Origin of the sequence: Pseudoalteromonas sp. S408 (genome assembly GCF_005886645.1) — a bacterium.
Taxonomy (GTDB): domain Bacteria; phylum Pseudomonadota; class Gammaproteobacteria; order Enterobacterales; family Alteromonadaceae; genus Pseudoalteromonas.
In genome coordinates this window covers 14,520-28,964 of sequence record NZ_PNDY01000020.1, presented here as the reverse complement: position 1 = coordinate 28,964, position 14,445 = coordinate 14,520, and the positions used below count along the sequence as shown (strand labels likewise).

At 40.0% G+C, this 14,445-nt stretch carries 8 protein-coding genes; 1 reads left to right on the top strand and 7 read right to left on the bottom strand.

All coding sequences use genetic code 11. From position 1 onward, the window contains the following. Positions 1-70 precede the first annotated feature (70 nt). The gene (ttcA, locus tag CWB62_RS14870) at positions 71-982 is read left to right on the top strand and encodes a tRNA 2-thiocytidine(32) synthetase TtcA (RefSeq protein ID WP_138530202.1); all 912 of its coding nucleotides are present in this window, start codon (positions 71-73) and stop codon (positions 980-982) included. A 46-nt stretch (positions 983-1,028) separates the two neighbouring features. Here the strand turns inward: ttcA and CWB62_RS14865 are convergent, their stop codons facing one another. The 7 genes from CWB62_RS14865 to recC all read right to left on the bottom strand — a co-directional run bounded on the left by CWB62_RS14865 (position 1,029) and on the right by recC (position 14,350). Beyond that, a complete protein-coding gene (locus CWB62_RS14865; RefSeq protein ID WP_082653645.1) occupies positions 1,029-2,084 on the bottom strand; it encodes a hypothetical protein in 1,056 nt (351 codons plus the stop codon). 54 nt (positions 2,085-2,138) lie between these two features. Next, entirely contained in the window at positions 2,139-3,206 is a 1,068-nt protein-coding gene (locus CWB62_RS14860) for a hypothetical protein (protein WP_058406020.1), read from the bottom strand. A 481-nt stretch (positions 3,207-3,687) separates the two neighbouring features. Continuing rightward, positions 3,688-5,010, bottom strand: coding sequence for a methyl-accepting chemotaxis protein (locus CWB62_RS18945; RefSeq protein ID WP_058406019.1), 1,323 nt, complete (start codon positions 5,008-5,010; stop codon positions 3,688-3,690). Between the two features lie 249 nt (positions 5,011-5,259). After that, positions 5,260-5,481, bottom strand: a complete 222-nt coding sequence (locus CWB62_RS14850) for a hypothetical protein (protein WP_138530204.1) — start codon at positions 5,479-5,481, stop codon at positions 5,260-5,262. A gap of 4 nt (positions 5,482-5,485) precedes the next feature. Continuing rightward, entirely contained in the window at positions 5,486-7,501 is a 2,016-nt protein-coding gene (recD, locus tag CWB62_RS14845; RefSeq protein ID WP_138530206.1) for an exodeoxyribonuclease V subunit alpha, read from the bottom strand. Beyond that, positions 7,498-11,064: an exodeoxyribonuclease V subunit beta gene (gene recB, locus CWB62_RS14840; protein ID WP_138530208.1), complete on the bottom strand. Its 3,567-nt coding sequence runs from the start codon at positions 11,062-11,064 to the stop codon at positions 7,498-7,500. Before recB ends, recD begins: the two co-directional genes overlap by 4 nt. After that, positions 11,051-14,350 (bottom strand): exodeoxyribonuclease V subunit gamma, encoded by a 3,300-nt coding sequence (recC, locus tag CWB62_RS14835; RefSeq protein WP_138530210.1) that lies wholly within the window; start codon positions 14,348-14,350, stop codon positions 11,051-11,053. Before recC ends, recB begins: the two co-directional genes overlap by 14 nt. Between the last annotated feature and the right edge of the window lie 95 nt (positions 14,351-14,445).

Sequence of the window (14,445 nt, the reverse complement as noted above, 5' to 3'; positions counted from 1 at the left end):
GCTAATAACATATAATACGCCCCTTTATTTCTAGCAAGTATTTTGCCGCATTGTTTACTAAGGGGGCGTAGTGTCTAACTCAGCTCAAGCCAAAGCTCAATATAACTTTAATAAGTTACAAAAGCGTTTACGCCGTTTAACTGGTCAAGCCGTTATGGACTTTAACATGATTGAAGAAGGTGACCGCATTATGGTTTGCCTCTCGGGTGGTAAAGATAGCTATACAATGCTTGAAATGCTGCAGCACCTTAAACGTGTTGCACCGATTAAATTTGATCTTGTGGTTGTTAACCTCGACCAAAAACAGCCCGGTTTCCCTGAACATGTTTTGCCCGAGTACCTAGATAAACTCGATGTAGAGTACAAAATTGTAGAAGAAGATACCTACAGCATTGTCACCGATATAATTCCTGAAGGTAAAACCACCTGTTCGCTGTGTTCTCGCTTACGCCGTGGTATTTTATACCGCACAGCTAAAGAACTTGGCGCAACTAAAATAGCCCTTGGCCATCACCGAGACGATATGATTGAAACACTGTTTTTAAACATGTTTTATGGTGGAAAACTAAAAAGTATGCCAGCTAAATTAATGAGCGACAACGGTGAGCATATGGTTATTCGCCCGCTTGCATACTGTAAAGAAGCTGATATTAGTAAATATGCATTTACTCAAGGCTACCCAATTATTCCGTGTAACTTGTGTGGTTCTCAGGAGAACCTGCAACGTAAACATACAAAAAATATGTTGGCGCAATGGAATAAAGATCATCCGGGTCGCATAGAAAGTATTTTTACAGCAATGCAAAATGTAGTGCCTTCTCACTTAGCCGATGCTCAATTATTTGACTTTGAAAACCTAAAAACGGGTGACGTTATTGACGGCGGTGATATTGCACTCGACAAGCCAGATATTCCTAAAGTACCGGTCAACAGCGATGCAGACGACGAAAATTCGGGTGTTGTTACAATCAACTTAAGTTAACTACGTTGTATTTTTGGGTTTGCTGTATAGCAAACCCAAAACCAGTTTAACCCTCGGCTAATCCTTGTAAAAACTCCAAGCTTAATTTTTCTTGTTCATTAGGTTGGTACGGCAGCTGTTGTAAACTGTCATAAGGAAAGTCATTTATATCAAAATGACTAACTTCACTGTTACCAAAACTGTTTCGCTCACCAGGACTGGGGGACATTCTTTCAATTACAAATCCACTCAATCGCATATCAGCCATACCTTGTGGCAAAATTGACCAGTGCGCTTTTAAATCAATAGTTTGGCTTCCTTTACTTAAACGTTGTTTACTCACCAAATGCGCAAGTGGTGTGTCGCCACTAAACAGATTTGCCCGAAGACGATACAAGCCTTTTTTAGCTACTTTTAAATTGGCGGGTATAAGCATGTTTTCATTTTGTGGATATGCCGATTCAAAGCCAAGAAGTGTAGCACTTGGAGGCATATATTGGATTTGCGCCACCACGGGGATTTGTTTCCCATCAACATTAGCTTCAACAAATATTTGTAAATTTCGCGGGTAGTCTTCCTCTGCTTTAAAAATAACATTGGCTTCGCCCTCTCGCGCGTTACTTTTATAAGTTGTTACTATCTCTTTTGTATCTGTATTGGCAAGCTCTACAATCACATTTTTAAGGCCCCCTGCGCTGACTTTTAATGTAATTTCTTCTGGGTAAACAAACCTATATTTACTCAGGCTGATTGTAACTGCATTTCCTTTGTCATCTATTGGGCTTTCAACAGGATAAAATTGATTAGGTTTTAAACGGTCTTCATCAAATTCAGATAAGGGTTGTGAATACGGTGGGTATTTAAGTGCACTTTCATATTGAATTGCAATCTGCTCAGCGGCTTTTGCTAAGTTGCTATTATAATCGGTTGTTACTTTATGCTTCTGTGGTGATTTACCGGGCAAATTTGCAGTGCTTTTTTGTAAGTTTGATTTATGCTCAACGGTGGCAGGCTGTTTTACCTTAACAACAGAAACCTCAGCCTCTACCTCTTCTTGAGAGGGCCATACTAGTAAAGCAAATACAGCCATTATTGAAATGACAACGAAGATTTTTTTTATCATTTATACTTCAATCCTTATAAAAAGTGCAGCTTAAAAAAGCTGCACATTCAACGTTTATGGGATCACATTATAAATTAATGCAGAAGCACTCGTTGTATTTGAGTTTTTAATATAGCGATAGTTCTTTTTCCAAAACCACGTACCCGTTGTCTGATCAAATGTATTAAAACCAACATTTTGCCCATCAACATTTATATTATTCATAGCAATGGTTACATTACCTTTACGCTGAGCATTATGAATTTCGTTATGGCTGTAGCTGTCGCTCATCATCATAGGATAATGATTAGGCATAAAACTATTTACAGCATCGCTTTGTGATTTTAATCGACCATCAGTATCAATACTGCTACTACAGCTACCAAATGAACGCGCTGAGCTTGCACCGCATGATGAGTGCGACGCAACAACCGAATCGTCATTACCTTTTAAAAATGCGCCTGTGATACCTAAGAATTCATTACCGTCAGCAACAAAACGTAAACGAGGTGTACGCGCATCTGGAAATGGAGAAATTTTACGCGCATTATTTACTTTTAAATCATGTAACACGCCAACCGCTTCAGTAACATCGCTTCCTAGCCACCATCTAAGTGCTGCATCTATAGCAAAATTCCATGAGGCACCGGTTAGTGCGCTTACAGCAACATCAGCAAGTTCACTACCGCCACCAGCACCAGCTAAATCAAATGTAGCAACAATATTAAGTGGAGTAAGCCCTGCGTTTTCTAACCAGTTTGCTTGGTTATCAATAATATGGCGTGCAATTAAATCCCCCGTTGAGTGTGTCACTAATACACAACCATCAGCACATAAGTTTGAGCGCGATAATTGCTTTAATTTAGGCCAAACCCAATCTGTTGCTATTTTACCTTCAACACGCTCGTAGGCAGGCCAATCAATTCGCTCATCTGCTCGGTTATTCCAATAGGACTGCCAATATGTTTCGCCATCGTTTACAACGTCGCTACCTGATTTATTGGTTATTTGAGAAACCTGCAAGCCATGGATTAATATTATTTTGTGATCTTTACTCGCAGCTGAAAAGCTTATTACCATAGCAAGGCATGCGCCTAGTATATGTTGTGGCTTCAGCCATTTGTGTGTGTGTGTGTTGTTCATAAAATTCCTTAATGTGTGTGTTTAATATTTTTAGTTAAGGTATTCATTGTCATTATTTTTTTGTGCTGAACAGAAATAATTACGCATATGTAAGGCTTATATCTCACGTTAACGACGTTAAAAAATTCTTAATTAGAGCAACCAAATAGCGAATTTTTTGCTGGCTATCAACATGTTTTTTCACCCTCAAACTAGATCACTTAATTAAGCGAATTGGTATAAAGTGCTTAGCTAAGCAATGTGTGTAACTCATCAGTCCAGACAATGACCAGTATTAGGAACAAAGTACAAAAATGCAACAAATTATTATCATTTGTAATAAATATAAATTTAATCCAATTAAATCAATATAGTAAGAATTGTTATATTTAGGATTATTATGGGAGGTTTGTAATATTAAATATTGATGAGGCGCTAAAAATATACGGTACCAAACCTAAAAGATTTTAAGTTTGGTACACATAGATTGATGTTATAACAATTATTGACCTTTAAGCTCGCTTGTAAATTGCCCTATAGCATTTACAACTTCTTGAGCACCATTTTGAATTTCAGTCATTACATGTCCAGACTCTTTAGATAAAGCTAAGCCTTGCTCTGCTTTTTCTTTACCTTTTTCAATCACATCTACTGTGTTTTGAGTTTGAGATTGGTTACGCTGTACAACTTCTACAATTTCTTCTGTTGCTTTAGACGTGCGTGATGCGAGTAAACGAACTTCGTCTGCTACAACGGCAAACCCCCGACCTTGCTCACCAGCACGAGCCGCTTCAATGGCTGCATTTAATGCGAGCAAATTAGTTTGCTCTGCAATGCTGCTAATGCTTTGAACTATGCTCGCTATTTGCTGAGATTGTTGATCTAATGCCGAAATTTCACTTGCCGCTTGTTCCATATTAATTGCAAGCTCTGTCATTACTGCCACAGTGTCTTTAACTACTTCAGCGCCTTGCTCTGCTTTTTTATCTGTTTGGGTTGACGTGCTGTAGGCAATTTCTGCTGCTTGCGAAATTGCAATTTCTCGATTTACTTGCTCTGTAATCACCGTGGCAAATTTCATTACTTTATATAGTTTTCCAGCATCGTTAGAAATAGGATTGTAAGATGCCTCTAACCATACAACATTGCCGTGCTTATCTACTCGCTTAAATCGAGACGCAATAAACTGACCCTGCCTAAGTTTTTGCCAAAACGTTTGGTACTCTGGAGATTCAGCCTCTTCGCGCTCACAAAAAATTCGGTGATGCTGACCCAAAATTTCTTTTTCTTTATAGCTCATAGCGTCTAAAAATTGCTGATTAGCTTTTAAAGCATGCCCTTCTAAATCAAATTCAATAACCGCCATAGAACGATAAATTGCTTTAATTGTGTCACTTTGCTCACGAGATGCAGTAATTGTTTTGGTTAATACGGTACAAAAAATAGAAAAATACAAAAGCTGATCTTGCTCTCCTTTTACAGGATGAACAATTAAGCGCAACCATTCAACTTGGCCATCTTGGCGAATAAATTGTAATGCACCGCCCCAATGGCCCTCTTTTTTAATTGCTTTTTGTAGGCTTTTATATTCTTCAGAATGTTGAGAGTGCTCAGAAATAATATCTACAATTGGTGTATTAATAATATGATTTTCTCGATAACCCAACATTTTTAATAGCTGTTCATTAGCGTGGGAAATTCGCCCATCATAAAGGATATTAATCACCAGCATTTCACGATTAAGGCCTTCCCATACTTGTTGCAGGGGATAAAGCTCCGCTTTTAATGATGCTATTTCGTTTTGTTTACTATTAGAAAAAAACATTAATATCCTTACCAATATGCGTGATATAAAATTTATAAATTTAGGAGCTAATTTAGTACAAAGTAACAGTTAACTGTTACTTTAAAGCTTAAGAGTATGTTTTAAATGTCATCAAAACCAACACTTTAGAATGGCAAAAATACATGTTAAACATAAATTTTTGAATATATATTACTTTAATATAGCCTACTTATAAGTCAAACTTTGAACTCGACTATTTTTATAAAAATGGTTGTTTACTCTTATTTTTCATATTTTTAATTGCAGCAATAACTCCGGCAATAATTTATCAATGCACTGGGCGCAGTCTTTAGATTTATGATTTAAGCACACCCAACCGTCTGTTCCCATTACTTGCAGTGAAGTTATATCTTCGCTACCTATGGTTTTGTATTTAGAACACCACACCCCTTTGACTTTAAATATACCTAAATTAGTGGTTATACGGTTTATTGTAAAAGGGGTTTTCATAATGTTATTTCACTTGTAATCGCTCATATAAACCGGATGAACGCGATACGGTTTTGTTCATTGCCAATTGCAACACTTTTTTGTCGGCAACTAGCTCAAACGTGTGCTTAGCACGGGTAATACCGGTATAAACAAGCTGGCGATTAACTCCAACACTTGCTTGCTGCAGTGGTGGTAAAACCATCGCGGTATAGCTAAATTCTGACCCTTGTGATTTATGTATGGTCATTGCAAATACTTTATCGTGGGCGGGTAAACGCGCCGGTGAAAATGCACGTGTGCTGCCCTGCTCGTCAATAAATATAGCCTTAAGCTGCCCAGCTTCATCATTCATTAAAATACCAATATCGCCATTAAAAAGCTTTAATTGGTAATCGTTTTGGCTCACCATTATAGGCATACCATTATAATGACGCTGATTTGGGTTTACATTTATCAACCCTTGTTGCTGCAGGGTACGTTCAATGCGTTGATTCAAACTATTAACGCCGTAGTCGCCCTCTTTTACTGCGGCCAGTAATTGATACCCTGCAAACGCAGCATGCACTTTAGCTACACTCTCACCTTGGGCAATTAAATTTAAATAGTGTGCATAATGTTTAGCCGCTCGATTTACTAGGTTCTCTATTGGTTTACCTATAAAGTCGTAATCCAAAATAACATCATTAAAGCGTCCTTCAACACTCTCTTGCTCTACATAATTTAATAAACCACTATTGTTCGTGTTTACTGCTAATGCCAATTGGCCTATGCCACTTTTAGCGTCAAAGCGGTAACTGCGTTGTAAAAATGCAATGCAATCGGCTAGTTTGAATGGGCTATTTTCCTGCGGTGTTAATGTTGGCTGGTTATTAAAACAAAGCGCATTTAATTCCTTACATCGTTGGTTTGAATAGCTTGGTGTGCTCCCAAGGGTCAGTCCTTGGCATATATCACTCATTACGCTGCCAGTATCAACTGAAGCAAGTTGGTCTTTGTCACCGAGCAATATTAATCGAGCATGCGCAGGCAAGGCCTCTATTAATTTCGCCATTAGTGATAAATCCACCATGCTTGCTTCATCAATAATCAACACATCTAAATGCAGTGGGTTGCCTTGGCTGTGTCTAAATTTATTCGTAAACGGTTTTACCCCCAATAAACGATGAATAGTTTGCGCGGTATCAGGAATTAGCGCTTTAATATCATCAGGTATACTCGTTAACTGGTTTTTAGCCCCTAAAATGGACTCACTTAGCCTTGCCGCGGCTTTACCTGTTGGGGCCACCAGCTTTATGCTTAATGGCGCCGACTTATAAAGCGATTGCAATATAGCCAGCAACTTAGTTACCGTGGTTGTTTTTCCTGTGCCTGGCCCACCGGTTATTACACTAAACCCTTTAGTTGCTGCAATGGCGCACGCCACTTTTTGCCAGTCAATGCCTGCCTCTGATTGCGCTTCAAAATAATGCTGCAATAGGGTTGCAAGAGTTTGGTTATCAACATTAAGCGGTCGCTCACTCATTGCTAACAAACGCTCTGCAAGTATTTGCTCATAGGCAGCAAGACGCGAAAAATAAAGGCGTTGGTCAAATAATTGTAGTGGCTTGGCATCCCCGACGCTTTGATGGTTTTGCAAGTAGGTAAAGGCAGCTTGTTGGTCAAACCCTTGTGCAAATGGGCTAAATATATCGGGAATATTCCCTTCAATTTTATTAAAGTCGCTTTGGCGCAAATTAAACGGATTAGCCCAATCTATGGTGTTTAATGTTAAGCAACTATGTTGGCTTTGCTGGGCTATACATAACAATAAAACAATATAAAACAGCTCATTATGGGTTGTTTCATGAGTATTTGAGAGTAGTTGCGCAAGTTTTACGTCAACGACTCGTATTCGATTTTCAGCCAGTAAAAAATCCAGCAATGGCAGTTCAGTAACCACACTATTAGACACTGTATTTTGCTCATAAGATGAAGACGTTTGTTCAACTTCATCATCTAGCGCGTCAAATAAACCCGGCTGCTGATTTAACTCGCTCATAGCATGGCTCCTTGGCTAAATAAGCCATCTAAAATAGTTACTTGCTCTAACGTCAATTTATTAAAGAAGACACCTTGCCCAGCTGGCATGCCTCGCAAAAAGGTGTAGTACACGCCTCCTAAGTGGCGTTCAATTGAGTAGTCACTAATACGTTGTTTTAATAGTCTATGCAGCGCTACGGTATATATTAAATACTGTAAATGGTATTGATGGCTGCTCATGGCTTGCTCTAGCTGTTCGGGTTCATAATCTTTAGGCGTGTTACCTAAGTAATTAGATTTATAATCTAAAATGTAATATTTACCTTGGTGGCAAAATATTAAATCCACAAAGCCTTTTAAAAGCCCTTTAACATGAGAAAAATCCAGCTTACTTTGCACAAAACCAAAGTGCTTAATGAGCACTTCGTTAAGTTTGGGGGCACTTAAACTCGTCAGCGGTAAATTAAACTCCATTTCGACCAAGCAATCACTCGGCGCTAGTGTACTTAAACTCAAGTTATTTTGAGTATTTAATGGGCAATTGAGTACATCTAATATCCACTGCTGGGCAATCGGCTGCCATGTGTCGCTAATATGGTATTTTTCAAAGGCACGTTTTATCACTTGGGATAAATTTTGCTCGCTGTTAGTTGGGTGCACAACTGGGCTTGTGAAATCTATTTGCTCTAAAATCTCGTGCAAACAACTGCCTGGCTTTGCCCCTTTTGGAAAACTGAAAGGTGATGGGAGTTCGTCTTGTTGCACGGCAAATTCGTCTTTTTCGTGATCTTCATCGCTTCGCCCTGGCGCTAATTGGTCGCTGTGCTTTTTAAAACTCAAAGCACTGAAACTGGTTGCACGCCAATCGCGTTCAATGTGAGCCTTACTATTATTTACACTCAATGTTTGCTGGGCTGCCTTGGTATTAATAAATTGCAAAGCCCCCTGAGATTGTAAATCTTCAGAGGTAAATTGATGGTAAGCCATGGCTGAATGCGCTTTACAAAAATCAATTAAATGGGTGCGCCATATCTGACTACTGGTCACCTCTATCCCCGAAAATAATACGTGCCCTAATGCACTACTTTGAATCGCTAAGCGGCTACTCTGCCCCTGCCCTATGTTATAAACACCCAAGGCACAAAAGTGCACAGCCCTGGTAAGTGCCACATACAATAAACGTAAGTCTTCTGCAAGGCGCTCTTTTTCAGCCTGTTGGAGTGCGTCTTCATCCTTGCTCAAATCATAAATGAGTTTGCCATTTTTATGATACAGCGCTTCTTTAGTTTCTCGATAGCCACTGGCAAAGGGCATAAATACCAATGGATATTCGAGCCCTTTTGAGGCGTGCATCGTCACAATTTTGACTAAGTTGGCATCACTTTCTAAACGTACTTGCACGGTTTCGCCATCTTGTTGGCTTACCTTTTGCGCAAACCAGCGCAGTAAACGCAATGTACCTTCAAGCTCAATTTGTTTTTGCTGCAATATTTCACCAAGGTGCCTAAAGTCGGTAAGCCATCGCTCCACGTTATAGCCTAAGCCTTGCCATTTAGCACTAAGCTGATTATGGCTTAGCAATCGCTCAAGCATGGCCATTGCCCCTTGTTTATGCCAAATATGGCTAAGTTGGGCAAAAAAGTTTAGGTGTTCTTGCCAAGCGTTCTCGTTATCGGCAAGCAAATATATATCGTTATAGCTTAAACAAAATAACGGTCCTGCAAGCACACCACGAAGCAGTGACTCGTCATATTGACCATGTAATGCCGTTAAAAAATTAAGTAAATGATGACTTAACTCTTGGGTAAATACGCTGTCTCGCGATAAGTAAACACTAGCAATTTTAGCCTCGCTCAGTGCCTTTTTCATTATTTGCGCTTCAACGCGATCTCGTACCAAAATACAGATGTCTGCCGCACTGATTGGTGTGTTGCCAATGCACGCTTTGCCTTGCTTAGCGTGTTCAAGTAGGGTCACTATTTTATTGGCAAAATAGGTGGCTAAGTGTGCTTGGCCGACCCCTTTGCTGGTAGGCTTATTTTTTTCATCTGCGGCTTCATCTACAAACACGTTAAATTCAAAGGCAGTGGCTGGTTTACCATCAATTAAAAAAGAGTCTTCCGCTTTTTTACCTTTAGCATTTACTTTATTAAATGGTATGGCGTCGTTATAAATAAAGCTGTTGTCGTGTTTACTAAAAAGGCTATTTACGCTGTTTACTATATCGCTGCTTGAGCGAAAATTAGTGCCCAATGTAAATTGTTGTGGCTCGTCTACCGCCTCTTTTGCACCTATATAGGTGAATATATCTGCGCCCCTAAAACCATAAATAGCTTGTTTAGGGTCGCCTATCATGGCAAGTGTGGTATTGGCTTGGCCATAAATTTTACTAAAAATACCATACTGAATCGGATCGGTATCTTGAAACTCATCTATCATTGAAACCGGAAACAACTGCGCAATTTTTTGCGCAAGTACATCACCTTGTTCATTATTGAGCGCAGTGTATAAATTAGTGAGCAAGTCGTCAGGCGTTATTACACTTTGCTCTTGCTTGCGCTTAACAATGGCAGCTTTTACCCAGCGTGCGGCTTCTTGTACTAAAGCTATTTTTAAACCTTGGTTCATAGTGTTGTTAAGCGCTGATAATTTATCAAACTGACTCAATAGAGGATGCGTGAACAAGGGCTGATTTTTTTTGTAATTACCCGCATCACTTAAGTTTTCATTACTCCAAATTTCAAACGAATACTTATTGGTGCCAAATTCAAAAAACACCTCATCGTTTGCACAAAATGCATCAAGCGCTGCAAGGCTTGCTTTGCGAGCTGGCGTTTTAGCGCCATTTAAGCCAGAGCTTTTAATGGCATCGGTAAATGCACATTCTTGGCAATCTTTTTTAAACTGTGGAACAAGGTCGAGGTATTCATCACGAGCTTGCCATACATCGTCTAGCTTAATTTGCGGTGTAACGGTCGCATTGGCTTTATTTAAAATACTTGCCACCTGCGAAAATAAAGACTCTGGTGCTGCAAATACCTCTAATATGGCGTTAGTTTTATCTTTGCTAAGTGGGTATACAAATGCGCGCCAAAAATCTTTAATCGTTTCGAGCAGTATGTCGCGCTCATCTACAATAAATTCTAAATTAAATGCAACACCTGACTCAAAAGCATGTTGTTTTAACATTCGCTGACAAAAGCCATGAATGGTAAATATGGCCGCTTCGTCCATCGATTTTGCAGCGGCATCGAGTAAATCAAACGCACGGTGTTTGTCATCTACTGCGGCTATTACGCCTTCTATTAACTCATCGTTTGGGTCTTGGCCAAGTAATGCATCGCGCGCCGCAATAATTCGGCTACGCACGCGATCTTTAATTTCTTGAGTGGCGGCGTCGGTAAATGTCACCACCAAAATTTGTTCCACGCTCAGAGGAAGATTGAGCTCACCCGGTATTTGCATACCAAGTAAATAGCGTAAATATAACCCGGTAATGGTATACGTTTTACCGGTGCCAGCACTGGCTTCAATTAAACTTTGCCCTTTAAGTGGCATAGTGAGTGGATTAAGCGCTTGCATGGTCGCTCTCCTTAGCATGCTCAAATAACGGCGCGAGTAGTTTTTCGCTCCAGCTAATAAATTCGTCTTGGCAGTCGTTAAGCGATTGCACTGTTAAGCGAATGTAGGGGTTTTCACCTTCACCTCGGCCTATGTATTGCGGGCTAAATTTGTTCATAGCTTTTGCCATGTCGCCGCCACTTTTTATGTATTCGTAACCACTTACTGGATAAAATGCCACGGGCTCTTTTCGCAAAGCTTTGTATAATTCAAACCAATCAGCCAAAATTAAATCAGCATCGGCTTTGCTCATGGGTGCAAAACTAATTTGTTTATCAAGCCCCAGTAATAACGTTTCCAGCTCATACCCCAAACTTTGTGCCACAAGGTGATAGATAAAGCCTTTAATCATGTCTTTGGCTTTAATACTCGCGCTACGATAAAACACCTGCTTGTGCATAAAAATATGGTTAAGCCAGCCTTGAATTTGTGTACCCTCAATATTAAACGACACTTCAACAGGTTCACTTTTACCCGCTTTTATTTGCTCTTTTACTTGCCCGGCAAGTGCGTCAATACGATGTTCCATACCTTGTAAAATTAAGCTGCCCACATTTGCTTGCGGTAAAGCCCCACGCTGTAAAATTTGTTCAGTACTAATTGGGGTATTATTTATGTTGGCTTCTAAAATTTCATCTAAGTAAAAGTATCGGCTTAATGCATCTAGGCTAAATGGTTCTTCATCTTTTGCCACTTCGTTAAATTGCGGCAAGCGTAAACCCAAGGTTTGACTGTAAAAGCTCTCTTGTGCGTTGCAAATACTGCGTATAAACACATCAAGCTCTAGCTGCTCAGGGGCGTTTACATCAAGTGCGGTAACGGGTTCTGGTAAAACAGGCTCATTTGGCAGCCAAATTGGGTTATAACTATGATTACTGAGCAGTTTATTTTTACTTTCGTCAGCTTGGTAGTAGTGACTGTTAAACGGCTGCAAGTGTTGCTGGCTAATTAAACATGCAGGCAAGGTTTTAGTTGAATCATCACTTAGCGTAAAGCTACGCCCTATGTATTCTAATAATTCGCTCACCAAGGTTGATGGCATTCGGGGTTGGTTATCAAAGCACGAGCGACCAATATAGCTCATATAAAGATTATCGCGGGCACTGAGTAGCGCTTCTAAAAACAGGTAGCGGTCATCTAATTTTCGTGATCGGTCACCTTTTTGCTTTTTTGAATGCGGCACTAAATCAAAACCAATAGGTTGCACGTTACGTGGGTAATCAGCGTCGTTTAAACCTAGCATACACACCACTTTAAACGGTACAGCGCGCATAGGCATTAGGGTACAAAAGTTGACTTGCCCGACCAAAAATCGCTGGCCTACGCCTTTTTCTTGTATACCTTGTTTTATTAAATAGCTAACTATACGCTGCGACACCGCTTGATTGTAGTCGCCGTTATCGTGATGCTTTTGAATATCTTCAAGCACTTTTTGCAGCACGAGTAAATCCCAACTATCGTCGCTTTCACTTTCATAAACAGCACCTAGCAGCTCACTTAAAATGTGCGCTTTATTAGTAAGGGTATCGTCAGGGGTAAGCTTGGCTTTAAAGTTTTGTAGTACATCAATAAAATCTACCAGCTTATTAAGCGTATCAAGTGCCATTCCCTCTACTTCATCGGCGCTGTATATACCATTAAATGGGCACTGTTCGTCTCGCATGGCAATACCCAGTAATAAACGGTTTAAACCATGCTGCCACGTATTTAGCTCAATGGCGGGTAAATCAAAACTGTGTTTATGTTCGCCGTTTATGCCCCATTTAACACCTACGCGCTCAAGCCAATATTGTATTTGCTCGTACTCATGGGCTTCTAAACCAAACTTTTCGGCTATTTGGGTGACTTGCAGTAAATCTAAAATATCTGATACGCCAAAGCGCGAGAACGGTAAGTTAGCTAAGCTTGCAAATGAGCTTAGCACGGGTTTTTCTTGTTCTATTGCTAAATCCGCTAATGCGAAGGGAATGTATCGGCTGCCCTGTGCGCCACCAAATACCGCCTCGATATAAGGACTGTATGTGCCTACATCAGGCATCATTACAATAATGTCTTTGGGAGTAAGCGCCGGGTCTTGGTTAAATAAATTAAGTAGATAGTCGTGTAATCGCTCAACTTCTCGAAGCGGTGTGTGGCAATCGCTAAGGGTAATACTGGTATCGTTCGCACTTACTGGTAATTTACCTTCATCTTTTATAAACCACTCTTTGTTATCGGTAAGCGATTCCCCTTTAAACGCAAGTTGATAAATTTCGCTTTGCACTTGCCCAAGCAATGTATTATCAAACGCATCGATAAAACCATCAATCCAGCGGGCATCTAGTTGTACTAATTGCTCAAAGTAATCGCGACCTAATTTCCCCCACGACGATAAAAGTGGGTTACCTATAAAGTAATAGTCTTCATCTGGGTTAGTTTGCTTTTTTTGCTGAGCTTCTATAAGCGGCATTTTGGCATATTTAGCATTTATTTTTGCCGCTGTTTTTTCGTCAATTATGTCGCCCCAGTAATGTTCACTCGGGTTAAAAAAGAATAAAAACACCTCTGTTTTTTTGCTCAATGCTTCAAACACATCAAGCTGAGAATTAGCAATGGCCGATATACCAAATAAGCTAATGCGTTTTGGTAATAAGCTGCTATCCATGCTCTCAAGTGCACTGAGTAACTGCCCTTGCATATTGGCACGGTGAAATTGGCTTTGCCCCAGCTGCTTGCTTAATTTGACTATACGACGCCATAAATCGGGTTGCCAAGGCGCAATCGTTATATCTACATCATCAAGTTCATCACGGCCACTATCCCACGTGGCTATCCAGTGTGGGCGGTACATTAAGTATTGGTCGTACACATCGGCTATTTTTTCGCATAGAGCAAAGGTTTTTTGGCCATCAATATCGCCCTCTAAATAGGTTTTTAGAGGTAAATACAACGGCTCGTCAATACAAGTAGGCAAAATTGAAAACAATTTCCAAGCAAGGTTTGGCTTATTAAAAGCCGACTCTTTAGGCACATTAGGCAGTAGTTGCTGGTAAAGTTGCCAAATAAAACTAGATGGCAATGGAAAATCAACCTGCGCTGCTATCCCTAAATGTTCGCTCAAGCCAATTTTTAACCACTGCGACATACCCGGCGATTGCACCAGCACCACTTCTTTGTCGAACGGGCTTTGCAATGGGCTTACTTTTAACAGTTGATGAAACTGTGCTTGCAGGGCTTCCATACGGTTTGATTGAATAATATTGAGCATACGACACGGTCCTTACTTGAAGTAAAACCAGTGTAAGATATTTTCAATTATAGGGGTAGCAATAAGGGAGAAATGGCGTCAATAAAACAGCAAGT

Excerpts from the sequence above, each read along its gene's own strand:
- recB (WP_138530208.1), bottom strand. The coding sequence starts at position 11,064 with ATGCAAGCGCTTAATCCACTCACTATGCCACTTAAAGGGCAAAGTTTA.
- CWB62_RS14850 (WP_138530204.1), bottom strand. The coding sequence starts at position 5,481 with ATGAAAACCCCTTTTACAATAAACCGTATAACCACTAATTTAGGTATA.
- CWB62_RS18945 (WP_058406019.1), bottom strand. The coding sequence starts at position 5,010 with ATGTTTTTTTCTAATAGTAAACAAAACGAAATAGCATCATTAAAAGCG.
- recD (WP_138530206.1), bottom strand. The coding sequence starts at position 7,501 with ATGAGCGAGTTAAATCAGCAGCCGGGTTTATTTGACGCGCTAGATGAT.
- CWB62_RS14865 (WP_082653645.1), bottom strand. The coding sequence starts at position 2,084 with ATGATAAAAAAAATCTTCGTTGTCATTTCAATAATGGCTGTATTTGCT.
- recC (WP_138530210.1), bottom strand. The coding sequence starts at position 14,350 with ATGCTCAATATTATTCAATCAAACCGTATGGAAGCCCTGCAAGCACAG.
- CWB62_RS14860 (WP_058406020.1), bottom strand. The coding sequence starts at position 3,206 with ATGAACAACACACACACACACAAATGGCTGAAGCCACAACATATACTA.